Here is an 18091-nt window from a genome sequence, read left to right on the forward strand (position 1 = left end):
AGCACCTAAACGGCTATATGCTACAACCGCACAGGACAGGTTACAAAATGACATTGTATGTCTACCTCGTTTTGGCGAGTCTTAGTAATTATGAGGAGGTGCAATTATGTACGCAATTATCGAAACAGGTGGAAAACAAATTAAAGTTGAAGCTGGTCAAGCAATCTACGTAGAGAAATTAGACGTAGAAGCTGGTGAAACTGTTACTTTTGACAAAGTTCTTTTCGTTGGTGGCGAAGCTGTTAAAGTTGGTAGCCCAGTTGTAGCAGGTGCAACGGTTACTGCGAAAGTTGAAAAACAAGGTCGCGCTAAGAAAATCATCGTTTTCAAATACAAAGCGAAAAAGAACAATCGTAAAAAACAAGGTCATCGTCAACCATACACGAAATTAGTGATTGAAGCAATCAACGCTTAATTCGGGTTGTCATGATTAAAATTACGATTAACCGCACGAAATTAGGAAGTATCCAATCATTTAAAATGACCGGACATGCCAATTTTGCGCCGCATGGACAAGATCTTGTCTGTGCTGGAACGACGGCGGTTGTGTTTGGTGTGATAAATGCTGTGGAATCACTTTGTAATGTGCAAGCAACTATTGAACTTGGAAAAGATGGCGGATTCTTGATGTATGAATTGCCTAGTGATCTAGATGATTCTACAAGGGAAAAAGCTTGTTTTCTATTAGAGGGCATGGTTGTTTCGCTTAAGACGATCGAACTTGATTACGGAAAATATATCCGATTAATAGAAAAAGTGCAGGAGGTGTAACGTATGTTAAGATTAGATCTTCAGTTTTTCGCATCTAAGAAAGGTGTGGGTAGTACAAAGAACGGTCGTGACTCTCAGTCAAAACGTCTTGGTGCTAAACGCGCAGATGGTCAAATGGTTTCAGGTGGTTCAATTCTTTACCGTCAACGCGGTACAAAAATTTATCCAGGTGTTAACGTTGGTCGTGGTGGCGATGACACATTATACGCGAAAGTTGACGGCGTAGTACGCTTCGAGCGTCTTGGCCGTGACCGCAAACAAGTGAGCGTATATCCTGTTGCTCAAGAAGCATAAGAAACTCACGGAAAGCTCTAACCTGGGTGCAGGTTAGAGTTTTTCTATATTAAGGGGTATATGGATGAAGGAAAAATGGACAATTATAGATGCGCTGCGTCACTCGAGACATGATTGGCTCAATCGTATGCAGATGATTAAAGGAAATCTTTCGCTTGGAAGAGTGGAAGAAATTCATGAGCTCATCAATCGTTTTGTCCAAGAAGCGAGACAAGAATCGAATCTGATGGGGCTTTCTATGCCCAAGTTTTCAGAATGGATTTTAACATATAATTGGAAACAGCACCCGTGCTTGTTGGAGTACGAAGTATTAGGAAAGATACATAATTTATCACATCTAGATGAGAGCGTTTCTATATGGACGGCTCAATTTTTCCAAATGCTTGAGCATAGTTTAGACGTTTATGTTGAAAATTATGTTTGTATCACAGTTGAATGTGAAGATGAGGATGCTCGTTTCTTTTTTGATTTTCGTGGCAAGCTAACAGATGTACAAGAAATACAAGAATGGCTTGCTCATCAACATAATAAATGGTTTTCCATTTCTTATACAGTACGAGATGAAGAAATCTCGGTTATATTACAACTACTAGAAAAAAGTGTGGTGAGATAATGTTTGTAGATCAGGTCAAGATATATGTAAAAGGCGGCGATGGCGGAAACGGAATGGTTGCGTACCGTCGTGAGAAGTATGTTCCAAAAGGTGGCCCGGCAGGCGGTGACGGTGGTAAAGGTGCCGATGTTGTTTTCGTTGTAGACGAAGGATTACGTACATTAATGGATTTTCGCTATCAGCGTCATTTTAAAGCAGATCGCGGTCAACATGGAATGAGTAAAAACCAACATGGCCGCAAAGCGGATGATTTAATTGTAAAGGTTCCACCGGGAACAGTTGTAAAAGATGAAGCTACTGGTCAAATTCTTGCGGATTTAGTAACGCATGAGCAATCAGCCGTTATCGCAAGAGGTGGCCGCGGTGGTCGTGGTAACTCACGTTTTGCGACGCCAACGAACCCAGCTCCAGAAATCGCTGAGAACGGGGAGCCAGGTCAAGAGCGTGAAGTAGTACTAGAATTGAAAGTGTTAGCTGATGTTGGACTTGTTGGTTTCCCAAGTGTTGGTAAATCAACATTATTATCCGTTGTATCATCAGCACGCCCGAAAATTGCCGAATATCACTTCACAACAATTGTTCCAAACCTTGGAGTAGTTGAAACAGGTGATGGACGCAGCTTCGTTATGGCAGATCTTCCAGGATTGATTGAAGGTGCACACGCAGGTGTTGGACTTGGACACCAATTTTTACGTCATATTGAGCGTACACGCGTTATTATTCATGTGATTGATATGTCTGGTTTAGAAGGACGTGATCCATATGAGGATTACGTAACAATTAATAATGAACTAAAAGAATACAATCTTCGTCTAACCGAGCGTCCACAAGTTGTTGTTGCAAACAAAATGGATATGCCGGATGCAGAAGAAAATTTACAAGCGTTTAAGGAGAAAGTAGGAGATGAGGTTAAAATCTTCCCAATTTCTGCGGTAACGCGTCAAGGTGTTCGTGATTTACTATTTGAAGTAGCAAATCTAATAGAAACAACACCAGAATTCCCAGTGCATGAAGTTGTAGATGAATCAGATGCAAGTGTAATGTACAAATTTGAGGCTGAAGGTTCTAAATTTGAAATTACACGTGAAAGCGATGGTACATTTGTCATTTCTGGTTATGATATTGAGAAAACATTCAAGATGACAGACTTTACTCGTGATGAATCTGTGCGCAGATTCGCTCGTCAAATGCGCGGTATGGGTATTGATGAAGCACTTCGCGCGCGCGGTGCAAAAGATGGCGATATTGTAAAAATTCTTGAATATGAATTTGAATTTATCGACTAAAGACTGCCGAAATACGGCAGCCTTTTTTTATTTGTCAAAGTAAAAAAATCTCCTCAAATGGAAGTTTACCCTTATAATGGAAAAAGGGTAGATGTGAGACACATAGTAATGGTGTCTGCATGTACTTCTTAAAAGGGAGTGGGAATGATATGTATAAAATATTGATTGTAGAAGATGATCTAAAAATTGCTGATATTTTAGAAGGGCATCTCGATAAATATGGTTATCAGTCGTTTCGCGTGCAAGATTTTCGTCATATAAAAGATGAATTTGCAAAAGTGAATCCTCATTTAGTTTTACTTGATATTAATTTACCATACTTTGACGGCTTTTATTGGTGCCGTCAAATTCGTACTGTTTCAAATGCACCAATCATTTTCGTGTCCGCACGTACGGGAGAAATGGATCAAGTGATGGCAATTGAAAATGGTGGTGATGATTATATTATAAAACCGTTTCATTTAGATATTGTCATGGCAAAAGTAAAAAGTGCACTGCGCCGTGTGTACGGTGAATATTCTTCATCGACAGAAAGTGATTACTTTGGAGTCAGTGGGTTACTTTTATTTCCAGCACAGCATATGGTAGAGTGGCAGGGAAAGCAAGTGGAGCTTACAAAAAATGAGTATTATTTATTAGAATGCTTAATGAAGCAAGCGGATCAATATGTAACAAGAGAAGAATTATTAGAGGCGTTATGGGATGAAATTGCTTTTGTTGATGATAATACTTTAACTGTAAATGTAAAGCGTGTTCGTAAAAAGTTAGAGGAGATTGGTATTAGCGATGCAATTGTTACGAAGCGGGGCTATGGATATGCGCTCCTAACGAACTGGGTGAATGAACATGAATCTTAAAAAGTATGTGATGGACCGCATAGCATTGCTTGTTTCTTACATCATGAGTGTGGTTCTATTTGGTCTTGTCTTGCAGCTGCAAGCTTCTTTGCAGAAACAATCTATAAATTGGACTACTTGGCTATATGGATTGTCATTATCAATCGTCGTTTTTGCTTTCTTTCTTATGTATGATTATCGGAGAAGACAAGCTTTCTTACAAAAGGTAGAGCATTACATTGCAGAGGGACACGAGTTACATCATTCTTTATCGATCAGTTCGTCATACTCATACGAACAAGAAGCGATTGTGGAAGCCTTTTCTCTCCTGAGACAACAATATATGAATGAAGTACATGAACAACAGGCAAAAGGAGAGCAGCAAACGATCTTCATGAACCAGTGGATTCATCAAATGAAGACGCCGGTATCTGTCATTGAACTATTGCTGCAAAAGCTTGGACAAACGCACCGCGAAGCAAGAGATACGATTGAAAGTATTCGTGAAGAAAATAATCGTATTTTACAGGGGTTAGATTTAGCACTTCATATGGCACGTCTCGAACAGTTTGGGAAAGATTATAAAATAGAAGAAGTTAATGTGGTGGACATTGTTCGTGATAGCATTAACCAGCATAAAAAAACCTTTATTCAGTATTCTGTATATCCGAAAGTTATGTTTGATAAAGAACAGTATATGGTAGCTTCGGACCAAAAATGGCTCAGTATTGCGATCAATCAAATTGTGATGAATGCACTGAAGTATACAAGAATTACAGAGAAAGAGAAAAAAGAGATTACATTTCACATAGAAGAAACAGAAAGCGTTATTACACTACATATTCGTGATAGCGGAATAGGCATTCCAAAACAAGATATAAAGCGAGTTTTTGAACCATTTTTTACAGGGGTCAATGGACGGAAAACAAGAGAAGCGACAGGTATGGGATTATATATTACAAAGCAAATTTGTAATCATCTTAGCCATGGAATTGCTGTGCAGTCGATAGAGAATGAGGGGACAACATTTACGTTTCAGTTCTCAAAAGATAAAGGATATCATCAAATGATGAGGAAAATGACAAAACTGTAAGATAACAAACCGTTTTGTAAGGGAAATCACTCGTTACTTTCCCTCGTTTTTTCTATAGTAAAAGTAAGAAGAAAATACATAGGGGGATGTAAAATGAGTGTTCTTGAAGTAAAAGGTTTAACAAAAGTATATCAATCAAAAGGTTCGGTAACGACGACAGCGCTGAATAATATTAACTTTAAAATTGAAGAAGGTGAATTTGTCGGTATTATGGGACCATCAGGAAGTGGGAAAACAACGCTTCTAAACTTACTAGCAACAATTGATAAGCCAACATCTGGTCATGTATATATGAACGGTGAAGAAATTAGTCAAATGCGTGCTGCTAAGCTTGCAGCGTTTCGTCGTACACATTTAGGATTCATCTTCCAAGATTTCAACTTACTTGATACGTTATCAATTAAGGAAAATATCATTTTGCCGCTTGTGATGGCAAGCCGTCCTGTGAAAGAAATTGAAGCGAAAGTATTAGAGATTGCAAAATTTTTAAATATCGAAGAAATTTTAGATAAAAAAGTGTATGAAGTATCAGGTGGTCAGCAGCAACGTGCGGCAGCAGCGCGGGCTATTATTCATCAACCAACTTTAATTTTAGCTGATGAGCCAACAGGAAACTTAGACTCCAAATCAGCAAAATCATTAATGGGTGCTCTGCAAGAACTTCATGAAGAGAAGAAAGTGACGATTGCGATGGTAACGCATGATCCTGTCGCTGCAAGCTATTGCGAACGTATTTTGTTCATTCGTGACGGCGAAATTTTTTCAGAGATTCATAAAGGAGAAACAAAGCAAGCCTTTTTCCAAGAAATATTAGATGTACTTGCGATGTTAGGAGGAGAGCATCATGAACTTTCGACAGCTCGCGTTTAATAATGTCAAAAGTAATTGGCGGAATTATAAAGCGTTTTTAATTAGTAGCTGTTTATCGATCATTGTGTTCTTTATGTATGCTTCGTTTATTTATCATCCTGATGTGGTAGGCGGTAACATTAGTCAGAAAATGCGTGTAGAAACAGGGTTAGAAGCATCGAATTATATTGTTGTTATTTTTTCAGCCTTGTTCATTTTATATTCAAACTCTATCTTTTTACGGGCTCGAAAAAAAGAATTGGGGTTATTAACATTAATGGGTGCGACAAAAGGGCAATTAGGAAGAATGATTATACTAGAGCAAATGATACTAGGATGTATTTCTCTTGTCATTGGTATTGCTCTTGGTATGCTCGGCTTACCGCTCTTTTTTAAAGCCGTAAGTGTTGCGGTGGGAATTGAAACATCATTGCCATTTGTATGGAATGGAAAAGCGATTACGATTACAGCTAGTGTGTATCTCGTTCTCTTTTTCGTATTATCACTACTAGGGTTATGGACGATATGGAGATTACAAATTGTTGATTTAATCCGGGATGCGAGAAAACAAAGAGTGGAGCCGTTTTCTTTCACATGGTTATTCTTAGCCGGTTTACTATGTATTATTGTCGCTTACGTTCTTTGTTTCCGCGTAACATTCATGAATTTTATTACATACTTCCTACCAATTGTCGGGTTAACAATTGTCGGAACATATTTTTTATTCACACAAGGAAGTGTTGTTTTGCTAAAAGCGCTGCAAAAAAGAAAGGCTCTTTTTTATCAGCAGCCAAACTTGTTTGTATTAAGTAATTTAATTTACAAAATGAAGGATAATGCTCGTTTTCTATTTGTCATCTCGATTATTACAGCAGTTGTAGCGTCAGCGTTAGGTACGCTATATGTTTTTTTTGAAGATATGACCCAAAAAGTGGTTTCACAACATCCGCATGCGGTTGCGTATACCGAAAAAGGTATTGGATCGAACGAAATCATTGATGAGAAAAATGTACAAGCATTGTTGCAGAAGCATGGATTTGAAAATGCGCGAAAAGCTACACTTGAGATCGTACCAGGGAAAATGAAAGTAAATATGATGGACCAAGAGCGAGAAGTTGGCTTATCGATCATATCTGAAAAAGAGTTTAATAAAGAAGCAAAGGCGCAAAAGAAGGAAGAAATCCATAATGCGACTGGAACTGGCACCCTTGTTATGGAAGGGATGATCAATGACTTTATACAAGTAGGTCCGAATAAACCGTTTGAATTTACGGTTCAAAATCAACCGCATAGCATCAAATTAAATCAGCTTTATACAGAAAATGTATTTAATGAGGTTGGCTTTTTAGTACTGAATGAGAAAGATTATGCAAAGTACGCGGGTGTCGTTCCAGATGAAGAGAAAGAGAAATATTACGGATATGGAATCGATAATTGGAAGGCAACAGAGGGGCTTGCGGCAGATATAAAAAATCAAATTGCTCCGGAAAAACAAAGAGCATTTTCGAGTGCCAGTTTAATATATAAAGAAGTAAAAGAAAATGCTTCAATCACTATGTTTATTGGCTTCTTCGTAACAATACTGTTTTTCTTTTTCGCTTGCAGTATGACATACTTTAAATGGTTTAATGATAAAGAACAAGACCGTATTCAGTTTAACTCTTTAAAACGAATTGGTATGACAGATCAAGAGATTCGTAAGATTGCAGTTCGGCAAATGGGGGCAATCTTCTTTATTCCGATTTTGATAGGTGTTCTGCACAGCGGGTTTGCATTATATACGTTAGGGAACATGTTGTATTTAGACTTATGGAAGTCAGGAGCAGTTATTATTACAGCATACGTACTAGCATCAGCATTATATTTTGCAATTGCACAAAGAGGATATTTAAAGCATGTAAAAAGCTAGGAGTCCCTAGCTTTTTACGTATGTAACGGGTTTTAGAGGGGGTGAAAAGGTGAAGTTTTACCAACTTACTTTTCAAAATGTTAGAGGAAATTGGCACAACTACAAAATATTTTTCTTAAGTAGTTGTTTTTCTGTATTTGCCTTTTTTATGTACACATCTATTATTTTGCATCCTCACATGAGTGATTTGTATAAGGGGGTACAATCGGGCCTTATTGTATGTGATGTGATTGTAATTGCTTTTTCCATTATATTCATTCTTTATTCTAGTTCGATCTTTATACAATCTCGTAAAAAAGAATTTGGGCTATTTATATTAATGGGAGCTACGAAAGCGAATGTCATATGTATAATGATGATGGAGCAAATGGCAGTTGGGCTCATTGCAAGCTTTGCCGGGATTGGGATTGGTCTGTTATTTTTAAAGCTATTTTTTATGATTTTTAGTTTATTGCTTAATATGCCGAATCAATTGTCATTTATTTTTAGTCTAAAAGCTGTTGTTATAACGATTATCGCATATAGTACTATGTTTCTTTTTTTATCGATTTTTAGTGCACTACGTATATGGAAAATCGAAATTATTCATTTATTAAAGGAAATTCAGGAAGGAAGGAAGGAAACAAAAAGTAAGAGGTGGCTTTGTTGGTTCGGTTTCGTCTGTATAGGAATTGGCTATGGTTTAACAACAAAAGTGACGATGATGAACATTGCTGTGTATTTTATACCTGTTTCCATTTTAACGACAATCGGTACGTATTTTGTATGTACACATGGTACGATTCAAGTATTACAATGGATTAAAAGTAGAAAGAGTGTGATGTATCAATATCCGCATTTATTCGTTGTCAATCAGTTGTTACATACAATAAAAGATAATCGACGTTTTTTCTTTATTTTATCTATGTTAATAACGATAGTAGTAACAGCTACAGGCTCTGTCTATTTATTTTTTTCAAGTATGAAAGAACAATTTCGTTACAATCAGCCTCATGCTTTCTCGTATGTTGAAAAAGGAATTGGTTCTAAGGAAGTAATGGAGAAAGAAACGGTTGAAAATCTGTTCCGTAAGCACGGTGTCAATGATTTTCGTTATGTAACGTTTGTTGGAATCCCGGTAACATTTCAGTTAGATTCTGATAAAGAGTCTTATGCAACTGTGATCAGCGAAGACGAGTATAATAGAGAAGCAAAAAGGCAGTCGAAGCCGCAGATTCATCCGAAAGAAGGAACTGTAACATTTATTTATTATAGTAATTATGATGTTCCGCCCCGGCATCATAAGAAGTATATAAATTTTAAAGCGCTAGGAGAAACATATCAATTTGCATATAACGGAGCATATGAAGGAAATGTATTTAATACAGATACTAACCAGCGTAGTGGAAGGTTTCTTATTATGCATAATCAAGATTTTCAGAAGCTTTCTCGTCAGGTTCCTGACCATGAAAAATATGTATATAGCGGATATGAATTAAGAGATTGGGAGAATACAGAAGCGTTAGGTGAAGAATTACAAGCTCACCTTTCAAAAAGCACGGAAGGGATAACGCGCAATAATATGCTCATATATAAGACGACGAAAGACGGAGGGAATCTCGTATTATTTATCGGTTCATTCATTAGTGTTCTCTTTTTTCTTGCATCCTGCAGTACAGTTTATTTTAAATGGTTTCATAATATTGAATATGACCGCATGCAATATCAAGCTCTTTTAAAAATAGGGATGACAAAGCAAGAGATATATAAGATTTCACGTTGGCAACTAGGAATTCTATTCTTTTTCCCCGTTTTATTAGGAAGTATACATAGTGCAGTTGCCTTGCATACGTACTATGTTGCCTTTTTTATATCTAAATCATTAGGGCTCGTTTTAGAGGTCATTGCAGTTTATCTTATCGCGTGTATACTCTATTTCTTCTTTGCGCAAAAAGAATATATGAAACATATAGGCTAGCTCTCGCTAGTCTTTTTGTTTTAATATTCTAAAAATAGGTAGAAGAATATAGATGTTTATGGTATAACAGTAAGAAAACGAAAAAGAGGGGACAAGATGACGATTCGAGTTGGCTATTTAGGACCAGAAGCAACATTTACAAATATGGCGGTGAGTCGCTTCTTTCCTGAAGCTGAACATGTACCATATCGAACAATTCCAGATTGTATAGATGCAGCAGCAAGTGATGTTGTAGACTTTGCAGTTGTACCGCTTGAAAATGCGATTGAAGGCTCCGTAAATATTACAATTGATTATCTTGTGCATGAGCAAACATTGCCGATTGTTGGTGAAATTACAGTACCTGTACGGCAACATTTGCTCGTTCATCCGCAGCACGCACAAGTATGGCAAGATGTATATGCGGTATATTCTCATCCGCATGCGATTGCGCAGTGTCATAAGTTTTTAAATCAAGAGTTAAAAGGTGTGACAGTGCGTGATATGACATCAACGAGTGCTGCTGCGCAGTTTGTGATGGAACATCCAGAAGAAAAAATTGCGGCAATTGCCAATGAGGCTGCAGCTGAAAAATACGGATTATCTATTGTCCAACGTGATATCCATACGCATAAAAATAATCATACACGTTTTCTCGTATTGCATAAGAACGAACAAGTTGAATTACCGAGAAATGGGGAGCACCGCGGGACGAAAACAACGCTTATGGTAACGTTACCTTCAGATTATGCAGGGGCATTATATCAAGTGTTATCCGCATTTGCATGGAGAAAATTAAACCTTTCCAAAATTGAGTCTCGTCCGATGAAAACAGGGCTCGGCAATTACTTTTTCTTAATTGATGTAGAGAAAGAGTATGATGATGTCCTGCTTCCAGGAGTAAGAATGGAGTTAGAAGCACTTGGCTTTTCTGTCACATTACTTGGAAGTTATTCTTCTTATTGGGTATGAAAAAGAAAATCCCATTGCGCATGCAGTGGGATTTTTCATGTTAATTTTTCAAGTCGTTCGGTCAATGATTTTCGCCAATCTTCTGCTAGCTCAGGGACAGCAATAATTTTTTCCATACCTTCTATATCTTTTCTTCTATGAAAATATACTTCGTTAGCAAATAGAATGGAAACTTGCTGCGGATGACGTTCGAGTAATGTAATTTGTGAATCTTTACGAACCGTTCCTTCTTGCAAAACGCGGCATAAATATCCTGTATAGCCCGTTTCAACAATGCGAGGTAAAATGCCAGGAATGCCGAGTCGTTTTGAAATTGTACTGCATGGAACTCTTCCTTGCGTCACTTGAACAATTGCATCTCCAAGCTGATAAATGTCGCCAATACAAACATCTTGTTCCAACATATTTGTAACTGTTATATTTTCTCCGAATGCAGATGTAGGAAGTGATGTATGAAATTCGTTTTCCCACAGCTCATAATGTTCATAAGGATAGACACAAACGGCACGATCGGGCCCTCCGTGAAAACGTAAGTCCGCAACACCGTCCCCTCTAAATCCGTCTTTTGATAAAAAAGCATCCTCAACAAGCTGCTTACATATGCCGGTTGTCATTTCTTTTTCTTCTGCATATTGGATTGTTTTTGGTTTTCCGATGCTAAAGTGAATGAGTTCGATTCCCATATATTCTCTCCTTTCCCATTATTTTTTCTATTGTAGCATGGATAAAAACAAAAAAATGCACAGAGATAGTAAAATTCTCTGTGCGTCTTTTAATAAACAAGAAATCCAGCTCTGTCTAACGCTTCACAAGCTGCATTTAATTTTTCAATAGAATCTGCCTCAATTGTATGCAAATGAATTCCATCTGTAAGTTGAGATAAATAAGTCGCTTTTGTTTCTTCGATCTTTTTTAAATACTGTTCAAGTTCAAATCGGTTACTTACCAGAATCAAGGCAGTTAAATCTCCGTACACTGGATGTTCAACTTTTACATCTTTAATTGTAACTCCATGGTCAACGAGTATCGTAAGCTCTTGGCGTACTTGTGATGGCTCATGCTGAGAAACGATAGTGCGTTCGAATGTAGTATGTTGTTTTTCTGACGGTTTTAAATATAAATATCCTTGTGCCGTTGCTATAATGGGTTCGTTTCTTGCTTTTAATAAAGAAATATCTTGTACGATAACCTGACGGCTTACGTTTGTTTTCTTTGCTAATTCACTGCCGGATAACGGTTTACTTGCAGCGAGGAGCCATTGTAAAATGAGCTGTCTTCTTTCCTCACCTAAAATCTTTTTTTGTTCATTTTGATTCATTTCCTATTAACCCCTCTATTAAATTGATTTTCAATTGCTATAAGTGCATGAATTGTTGCATCAATATGTTCTGTTGTTGTTTGATGTCCGAATGAAAAGCGGACATATTGCTTCGCTTCGTCATGTTTTTTTCCAATCGCAAGCATCGTTTTAGAAGGCTCCTGTTTCCCGATTTGACAAGCGCTTCCTGTTGAAATCGCAATACCACGGCGATTGCACTCTAGCATTGTATACTGTCCTTCTATTCCTTTTATTGTAACCCCAATGATATGTGGTAAACAAGAAGTAGAATGGCCTTCAACCTGTATTTCGTGTGAAATGGCTTGTAATTGCTGAATAAAGTATGCTCGTAATTCTTGTAAACGAGTTACTTCCAGTTGTTGATTCTTTAACATGTGCTGCGCTGCTGTAATAAACGAAGCGATGCCAGGAACATTCACGGTGCCGGGGCGAAACCCTTTTTCATGAGAGGTGCCAGGAAACACTTGCCCCCAACGAACTTGTGGATTTATATAGCATGCTCCCACCCCTTTCGGGCCGTAAATTTTATGAGCAGAAACAGAGAGACTATCAATGTTCATCTTAGTTACATCGATTGGTATTTTCCCAAATGTTTGCACGCAATCTGTATGAAATAAGACGTTATGTTTTTTGAGAATGGCTCCAATTTCAGCAATTGGTTGCAGCGTTCCAATTTCAGAGTTTCCATGTTGTATGCTGGCAAGCACAGTGTGTTCTGTAATAGAACGCTCGAGTGCATCAAGTTGAATCATGCCAAAGCTATCCACAGGGATTTCGGTAATTTCATAGCCTTGCTCTTGAAGAAGGTGAAAGTAATTTCGGATAGATGCATGTTCCATAGGTGTTGTAATGATATGCTTGCCGTTTCGAGCATTTAGTAATGATTGAAGCGCAAGATAGTTGGACTCTGATCCGCCGCTCGTAAAAAAGATGCCTTGTTCTTTCCCGCCAATCATAGCAGCAAATGCTTGGCGGCAAGACTGTAATAAAGAGGAGGCGGTACCGCCAATATCATGTAAGCTTTGTTCATTTCCAAAATAATGTTCAGCGGCTTTTGTGTACGTCTCTAGCGCTTCTTTACTCATAGGTGTTGTTGCAGCATAATCCATATATATCATAGAGCATAGCCCTTTCTTTATAAGATTTTCTTTTCGTTTTTATCGTCATTTTATAAAAAGCTCTTGTCATTATTTTAAATATATGTAAATATAGGTGTCAAGACAGTTGAAAAGTGTAAAGTAGGGGGCAATGAAAATGCCAAATGCAGATGTCTTAATTATCGGAAGCGGAGTTGCGGCGCTGCGCGTTGCACAAACAATTTGTCACGAAAAGAATGTGATGATTATCACAAAGAAAACGAGACGGAATAACAATACAAATTTGGCGCAAGGCGGGATTGCGGCAGCAGTTGCTTCATACGATCATCCAGATGATCACTATAAAGATACGCTTACAGCAGGATGTCATCATAATAACACGGAAGCTGTTCGTTATTTAGTAGAGCAAGGGCCGAGAGAAATGAAAACTTTATTAGATAACGGTATGCGCTTTGACGGTGATGAACGAGGATTACACCTTGGAAAAGAAGGTGCGCATCGAAAACGACGTATTTTACATGCTGGCGGAGATGCGACCGGGAAAAATTTGCTAGAGCATCTTGCAGAGCAAGTACTTCCATATGTGACGGTTGTTGAACAAGAAATGGTTTTGGATTTCATGATAGAAAATCAAACTTGTCACGGTGTTGTTACACGTGATAGTGAAGGAAATATACAAAAGTATTACGCACAGTGTGTTGTGCTGGCAACAGGCGGTATTGGCGGAGTATATGCGTTTACTTCTAATGATCGTACTGTTACGGGTGATGGGTTAGCGATGGTATATAGAGCTGGGGGAGAGCTTGTTGATTTAGAATTTGTACAGTTTCATCCAACGATGTTATATGTAAATGGAGATTGTTGCGGTCTTGTGTCAGAAGCAGTGCGCGGAGAAGGAGCTATTCTTCGAAACGCAAAAGGAGAGCGATTTATGACGCGTATTCATGAACAACAAGACCTTGCACCGCGTGATGTGGTCGCGCGTGCCATTCATGAACAAATGTTAGCTGGTGAAACGGTGTATGTAGATATCTCATCTATTTCAAATTTTGAAGAACGTTTTCCAACCGTTTCTTTTTTATGTAAAAAGAATGGCGTTAACATGGAAAATAAGTATATTCCAGTTGTACCAGGTGCTCATTTTCATATGGGCGGTGTAAAAACAAATTGTAACGGGGAAACATCGATTAATCGTTTATATGCAGTGGGTGAAGTCGCATGTAATGGCGTACATGGTGCGAACCGCCTTGCGAGTAATTCGTTATTAGAAGGCCTTGTATTTGGAAAACGTGTAGGGGAACATATTTTAGCAAATATCGGGTCACAAATAGTGACTAGCCACGTAATGATACAAGGCGATTTACAACGCATGCAGTTACCGCAAAAAGAAGAAATACAAGAGATGATGATGAAATATGTTGGCATTTTTCGCACAGAAGAAGGCTTATTGTATGTGAAGCAATGGCTAGAGCAGTATGAAATATATGACAAGCCGCTCTCATATGAAACCCTTACAAATGAGGATATAACGGTTATCAATATGTTAACTGTTTGTCAGTTACTAACAAAAGCTGCACTGCAAAGAAAAGAGAGTATTGGCGGTCATTATCGCAGTGATTTTCCAAAGCGTAGCAATGAGATGCACGAAATTGTGATGAGAAAGAGTAAGTTGCAATTAGTGTAACGAAGGGAAAAGAGGGGTTCAATGAATACATTGAAAGTAAAAGAGGCACTGAAACAATTTTTTCTAGAAGATATCGGGGAGCGAGATGTAACATCGCAGCTTATTTTTCCAAACGACTTGCAAGCGCGGGGAACGTTTCTTGTAAAAGATACGGGTGTTTTTGCAGGAGTTGATGTAATCAAAGAAGGTTTTACATTATTAGATAATCGAATTGAAGTTACACTTCACAAAAAAGATGGAGATATGGTAACAAGCGGAGATATCCTTGCCACTGTACAAGGACCGATTGCTTCTTTATTAACAGCTGAGCGTGTTGTGCTAAATGTTATTCAGCGAATGAGCGGCGTAGCGACGATGACAAGAAAAGCAGTTACTGCACTAGGAAGCGATCATACACGCATTTGTGATACGAGAAAAACAATGCCAGGGCTTCGTATGTTTGATAAATATGCTGTTGTATGCGGCGGCGGTTATAATCATCGCTTCGGATTATACGATGGTGTCATGATTAAAGATAACCATATTGCGTTCGCTGGCTCGATTACAAAAGCGGTAACAGTAGTGAAAGAGCAACTTGGACATATGGTGAAAGTAGAAGTAGAGACAGAAACGAAAGAACAAGTGTTAGAAGCAGTTGCTGCCGGGGCGGACATTATTATGTTTGATAATCGTATGCCAGAAGAAGTACGTGAATACTGTAAGCTCGTTCCAAGCACAATTGTTACAGAAGCTTCAGGTGGGATTACGATTGAGAATTTGACGGAGTATGGTCAAACAGGTGTGGATTACATTTCGTTAGGATTATTAACTCATTCTGTTAAAGCATTAGATATTAGTTTCAACATTGAAGTGTGATGGAAAGAAGGGAAAAGGGGGACTTCACAGATGAGTATTTTAGAAACAGTGCAACCGATTGAAACAATGTTACCAGAGCGTTATGAAACAATGTCAATCGAAGAAATGGAAGCGCGTGTACGTGAGATCAAAGAAAAGTTAGGGGAAAAGCTTTTCATTCCGGGGCATCATTATCAAAAAGATGAGGTCGTTCAATTTTCAGATTCAACGGGAGATTCCCTGCAGCTTGCACAAGTAGCAGCGCGCAATAAAGAAGCAAAATATATTGTGTTTTGCGGTGTTCATTTTATGGCAGAAACAGCTGATATGTTAACAACAGATGAACAAATTGTCATTCTTCCTGATATGCGAGCTGGTTGTTCCATGGCCGATATGGCTGATATCGAACAAACAGAGCGAGCTTGGAAAGAATTGCAGCAATTATTCGGAGATACAATGCTTCCGTTAACATATGTAAACTCAACTGCTGCAATCAAAGCATTTTGCGGCCGAAATGGCGGAGCGACAGTTACATCTTCTAATGCGAAAGAGATGGTGAAATGGGCGTTTACACAAAAAGAACGTATTTTATTCTTACCAGATCAACATTTAGGACGTAATACAGCATATGACCTCGGTGTACCATTAGAAAAAATGGCTGTTTGGGATCCGCACACAGATTCATTAGAATATGATGGGAATATGGAAGACGTTCAGGTTATTTTATGGAAAGGGCATTGTTCCGTCCATCAAAATTTCACTGTGAAGAATATTGAAAGTGTAAGAAAAAATCATCCAGATATGAATATTATTGTTCACCCAGAATGCTGTTATGAAGTTGTTGCAGCTTCTGATTATGCAGGTTCAACAAAATATATTATTGATATGATTGAAAAAGCTCCGTCTGGAAGTAAGTGGGCAATCGGTACAGAAATGAACTTAGTCAATCGTATTATTCAGCAGCACCCGGATAAAGAAATTATTTCATTAAATCCATTCATGTGCCCATGCTTAACGATGAACCGCATTGATTTACCGCATTTACTATGGGCACTTGAAGCAATCGAGCGCGGCGAACATGTAAATGTAATTCAAGTAGATAAAAAAATAACAGAAGAAGCGGTACTTGCGCTAAACAGAATGTTAGAGCGAGTATAGAAGCAACGGATTTCCGTTGCTTTTTCTTTTGTACATAATTCTGCTTTCATGAGCATACATTGTGTTGAAGCAATCATTGTGTTAATATCCGCTTTTATCCCGCATTAACGGACAGTAAGCCCCCCACCTCAAGATTCAGAGAAAAGCGAAGAAGATAGGTGGGGATAACTGTCCGTAAAAGCCTGATTGGTTCAACTAACCATCAGTGGGGGATGAAGAAGACCCCCACTGATGGAAGTTTCACTTTATTATAGATAAGTTATACAGGAGGGGGAAAATTTGAAAATTCATATCGTGCAAAAAGGGGATACCCTTTGGAAAATTGCGAAAAAGTACGGGGTGGATTTTGAAGTATTAAAAAACGCGAATACACAGCTCAGTAATCCAGACCTAATTATGCCTGGCATGAAAATTAAAGTACCATCTAACAGTGTGCCGATTAAAAACAATCCAGGTGCTGGTTCAGTCCCTCCAAAAGAATATGTAAAAGAAGTGCAACAAAAAGAATTTCCTGTTGCGCCTAAACCTCTTGGTATAGAAGAAGAGGAGGAGGCTGTTCCACAAGCTGGACCAATTACAGAAAAACCTGCAGCGCAAAAACTGCAGAAGGAAATGCAAATAAAACCACAAAAAGAAGTGCAAAAGGAGCAGCCTATACAAAAGGAGCAGCCTATACAAAAGGAACAGCCTATACAAAAAGAACAACCTATACAAAAAGAGAAACCAGTAGAAAAACTACCTGTTGTTGAGAAGCAACCCGTTGTTAGCAAAGTAGAAAAACAAAAAGAGAGCACAAAATTTTCCGTGAACATTTTACCACAGCCACCGCAACCGCCAGTAAAAGCGAAAAAAGAGTATAAAATTGCAGATATTATAAAAAAAGGTAACGATTTAATTGCTCCGCAAGTAAATAAAATGAAGGGAAGTAATATCGTTGCACCAGAAGTGAAGAAAGAAAATATAAGTAATGTCATCGCACCGGAAGTGAAGAAAGAAAATGTAAGTAATGTCGTCGCACCAGAAGTAAAAAAAGAAAATGTAAGTAATGTCGTCGCACCAGAAGTAAAGAAAGAAAATGTAAGTAATGTTGTAGCACCAGAAGTGAAGAAAGAAAATGTAAGTAATGTCGTCGCACCGCATGTTACAAAAGAAATTCCACAAGTGCTTCCACCTAATGTTACGATGCCAATAATGGAGAATAGCCCAATACCAGGTGTTATGCCAATAATGGAACCCCCAATACCAGGTGTTATGCCAATAATGGAAAATAGCCACATGCCAAATGTGATGCCGATGATGGAAAATAGTCAAATGCCAAGTATGATGCCGATGATGGAAAATAGTCAAATGCCAAGTATGATGCCGATGATGGAAAATAGTCAAATGCCAAGTATGATGCCGATGATGGAAAATAGTCAAA

Annotated in this window: 18 protein-coding genes and 1 other annotated feature; of the genes, 15 read left to right on the forward strand and 3 right to left on the reverse strand. The window is 38.2% G+C overall.

The features are described 5' to 3' along the window. Window positions 1–14 precede the first annotated feature (14 nt). Window positions 15–92 (forward strand) — a sequence feature (ribosomal protein L21 leader region). 14 nt (window positions 93–106) lie between these two features. The 11 genes from rplU to pheA all read left to right on the forward strand — a co-directional run bounded on the left by rplU (window position 107) and on the right by pheA (window position 10559). Continuing rightward, window positions 107–415 carry a 50S ribosomal protein L21 gene (gene rplU / locus LRP84_RS03770; RefSeq protein WP_230573852.1) on the forward strand — a complete coding sequence of 103 codons (309 nt, stop codon included), beginning with the start codon at window positions 107–109 and terminating at the stop codon, window positions 413–415. Window positions 416–426: 11 nt separating this feature from the next. Then, window positions 427–771 carry a ribosomal-processing cysteine protease Prp gene (locus LRP84_RS03775; protein ID WP_230573853.1) on the forward strand — a complete coding sequence of 115 codons (345 nt, stop codon included), beginning with the start codon at window positions 427–429 and terminating at the stop codon, window positions 769–771. Between the two features lie 3 nt (window positions 772–774). Then, window positions 775–1065, forward strand: a complete 291-nt coding sequence (gene rpmA / locus LRP84_RS03780; RefSeq protein ID WP_017150650.1) for a 50S ribosomal protein L27 — start codon at window positions 775–777, stop codon at window positions 1063–1065. 64 nt (window positions 1066–1129) lie between these two features. Continuing rightward, on the forward strand, window positions 1130–1678 hold the full coding sequence (locus tag LRP84_RS03785; protein ID WP_230573854.1) for a sporulation initiation phosphotransferase B: 549 nt from the start codon (window positions 1130–1132) through the stop codon (window positions 1676–1678). Beyond that, window positions 1678–2964, forward strand: coding sequence for a GTPase ObgE (gene obgE, locus LRP84_RS03790; RefSeq protein ID WP_230573855.1), 1287 nt, complete (start codon window positions 1678–1680; stop codon window positions 2962–2964). Before LRP84_RS03785 ends, obgE begins: the two co-directional genes overlap by 1 nt. Before the next feature lie 149 nt (window positions 2965–3113). Next, window positions 3114–3821 (forward strand): response regulator transcription factor, encoded by a 708-nt coding sequence (locus LRP84_RS03795; RefSeq protein ID WP_230573856.1) that lies wholly within the window; start codon window positions 3114–3116, stop codon window positions 3819–3821. Then, window positions 3811–4893: a sensor histidine kinase gene (locus LRP84_RS03800; protein WP_230573857.1), complete on the forward strand. Its 1083-nt coding sequence runs from the start codon at window positions 3811–3813 to the stop codon at window positions 4891–4893. The genes LRP84_RS03795 and LRP84_RS03800 overlap by 11 nt, the downstream gene beginning before the upstream one ends. 93 nt (window positions 4894–4986) lie before the next feature. After that, window positions 4987–5763: an ABC transporter ATP-binding protein gene (locus LRP84_RS03805; RefSeq protein ID WP_230573858.1), complete on the forward strand. Its 777-nt coding sequence runs from the start codon at window positions 4987–4989 to the stop codon at window positions 5761–5763. After that, window positions 5738–7651 carry an FtsX-like permease family protein gene (locus tag LRP84_RS03810; RefSeq protein ID WP_230573859.1) on the forward strand — a complete coding sequence of 638 codons (1914 nt, stop codon included), beginning with the start codon at window positions 5738–5740 and terminating at the stop codon, window positions 7649–7651. The genes LRP84_RS03805 and LRP84_RS03810 overlap by 26 nt, the downstream gene beginning before the upstream one ends. A gap of 49 nt (window positions 7652–7700) precedes the next feature. After that, window positions 7701–9608, forward strand: a complete 1908-nt coding sequence (locus LRP84_RS03815) for an ABC transporter permease (RefSeq protein WP_230573860.1) — start codon at window positions 7701–7703, stop codon at window positions 9606–9608. A gap of 96 nt (window positions 9609–9704) precedes the next feature. Next, complete coding sequence (gene pheA, locus LRP84_RS03820) at window positions 9705–10559, forward strand: prephenate dehydratase (protein ID WP_230573861.1); 855 nt, start codon at window positions 9705–9707, stop codon at window positions 10557–10559. Window positions 10560–10594: 35 nt separating this feature from the next. On the opposite strand, the gene LRP84_RS03825 is transcribed toward pheA, so the two are convergent. The 3 genes from LRP84_RS03825 to LRP84_RS03835 form a co-directional block, all read right to left on the reverse strand. Further along, the gene (locus LRP84_RS03825) at window positions 10595–11242 is read right to left on the reverse strand and encodes an MOSC domain-containing protein (protein ID WP_230573862.1); all 648 of its coding nucleotides are present in this window, start codon (window positions 11240–11242) and stop codon (window positions 10595–10597) included. Window positions 11243–11331: 89 nt separating this feature from the next. Continuing rightward, the gene (locus LRP84_RS03830) at window positions 11332–11877 is read right to left on the reverse strand and encodes a transcription repressor NadR (RefSeq protein ID WP_098305044.1); all 546 of its coding nucleotides are present in this window, start codon (window positions 11875–11877) and stop codon (window positions 11332–11334) included. Continuing rightward, on the reverse strand, window positions 11874–13016 hold the full coding sequence (locus LRP84_RS03835) for an IscS subfamily cysteine desulfurase (RefSeq protein WP_230573863.1): 1143 nt from the start codon (window positions 13014–13016) through the stop codon (window positions 11874–11876). Before LRP84_RS03835 ends, LRP84_RS03830 begins: the two co-directional genes overlap by 4 nt. 136 nt (window positions 13017–13152) lie before the next feature. On the opposite strand from LRP84_RS03835, the gene nadB reads away from it, so the two are divergent. The 4 genes from nadB to safA all read left to right on the forward strand — a co-directional run. Then, window positions 13153–14679 carry an L-aspartate oxidase gene (nadB, locus tag LRP84_RS03840; RefSeq protein WP_230573864.1) on the forward strand — a complete coding sequence of 509 codons (1527 nt, stop codon included), beginning with the start codon at window positions 13153–13155 and terminating at the stop codon, window positions 14677–14679. Between the two features lie 21 nt (window positions 14680–14700). Beyond that, window positions 14701–15534 carry a carboxylating nicotinate-nucleotide diphosphorylase gene (gene nadC, locus LRP84_RS03845; RefSeq protein ID WP_230573865.1) on the forward strand — a complete coding sequence of 278 codons (834 nt, stop codon included), beginning with the start codon at window positions 14701–14703 and terminating at the stop codon, window positions 15532–15534. Between the two features lie 30 nt (window positions 15535–15564). Beyond that, on the forward strand, window positions 15565–16671 hold the full coding sequence (gene nadA, locus LRP84_RS03850; RefSeq protein ID WP_230573866.1) for a quinolinate synthase NadA: 1107 nt from the start codon (window positions 15565–15567) through the stop codon (window positions 16669–16671). A 279-nt stretch (window positions 16672–16950) separates the two neighbouring features. Beyond that, window positions 16951–18091 (forward strand): SafA/ExsA family spore coat assembly protein (gene safA / locus LRP84_RS03855; protein WP_230573867.1); only part of this gene is annotated, 1141 nt, incomplete at its 3' end.

The sequence above is a fragment of the Bacillus rhizoplanae genome (assembly GCF_917563915.1).
In the GTDB taxonomy this organism is placed as follows: Bacteria; Bacillota; Bacilli; order Bacillales; family Bacillaceae_G; genus Bacillus_A; species Bacillus_A rhizoplanae.

Bases quoted from the DNA above. Each gene is read 5' to 3' on its own strand.
- rplU (WP_230573852.1), top strand. From the start codon at position 107: ATGTACGCAATTATCGAAACAGGTGGAAAACAAATTAAAGTTGAAGCT.
- LRP84_RS03775 (WP_230573853.1), top strand. From the start codon at position 427: ATGATTAAAATTACGATTAACCGCACGAAATTAGGAAGTATCCAATCA.
- rpmA (WP_017150650.1), top strand. From the start codon at position 775: ATGTTAAGATTAGATCTTCAGTTTTTCGCATCTAAGAAAGGTGTGGGT.
- LRP84_RS03785 (WP_230573854.1), top strand. From the start codon at position 1,130: ATGAAGGAAAAATGGACAATTATAGATGCGCTGCGTCACTCGAGACAT.
- obgE (WP_230573855.1), top strand. From the start codon at position 1,678: ATGTTTGTAGATCAGGTCAAGATATATGTAAAAGGCGGCGATGGCGGA.
- LRP84_RS03795 (WP_230573856.1), top strand. From the start codon at position 3,114: ATGTATAAAATATTGATTGTAGAAGATGATCTAAAAATTGCTGATATT.
- LRP84_RS03800 (WP_230573857.1), top strand. From the start codon at position 3,811: ATGAATCTTAAAAAGTATGTGATGGACCGCATAGCATTGCTTGTTTCT.
- LRP84_RS03805 (WP_230573858.1), top strand. From the start codon at position 4,987: ATGAGTGTTCTTGAAGTAAAAGGTTTAACAAAAGTATATCAATCAAAA.
- LRP84_RS03810 (WP_230573859.1), top strand. From the start codon at position 5,738: ATGAACTTTCGACAGCTCGCGTTTAATAATGTCAAAAGTAATTGGCGG.
- pheA (WP_230573861.1), top strand. From the start codon at position 9,705: ATGACGATTCGAGTTGGCTATTTAGGACCAGAAGCAACATTTACAAAT.
- LRP84_RS03825 (WP_230573862.1), bottom strand. From the start codon at position 11,242: ATGGGAATCGAACTCATTCACTTTAGCATCGGAAAACCAAAAACAATC.
- LRP84_RS03830 (WP_098305044.1), bottom strand. From the start codon at position 11,877: ATGAATCAAAATGAACAAAAAAAGATTTTAGGTGAGGAAAGAAGACAG.
- LRP84_RS03835 (WP_230573863.1), bottom strand. From the start codon at position 13,016: ATGATATATATGGATTATGCTGCAACAACACCTATGAGTAAAGAAGCG.
- nadB (WP_230573864.1), top strand. From the start codon at position 13,153: ATGCCAAATGCAGATGTCTTAATTATCGGAAGCGGAGTTGCGGCGCTG.
- nadC (WP_230573865.1), top strand. From the start codon at position 14,701: ATGAATACATTGAAAGTAAAAGAGGCACTGAAACAATTTTTTCTAGAA.
- nadA (WP_230573866.1), top strand. From the start codon at position 15,565: ATGAGTATTTTAGAAACAGTGCAACCGATTGAAACAATGTTACCAGAG.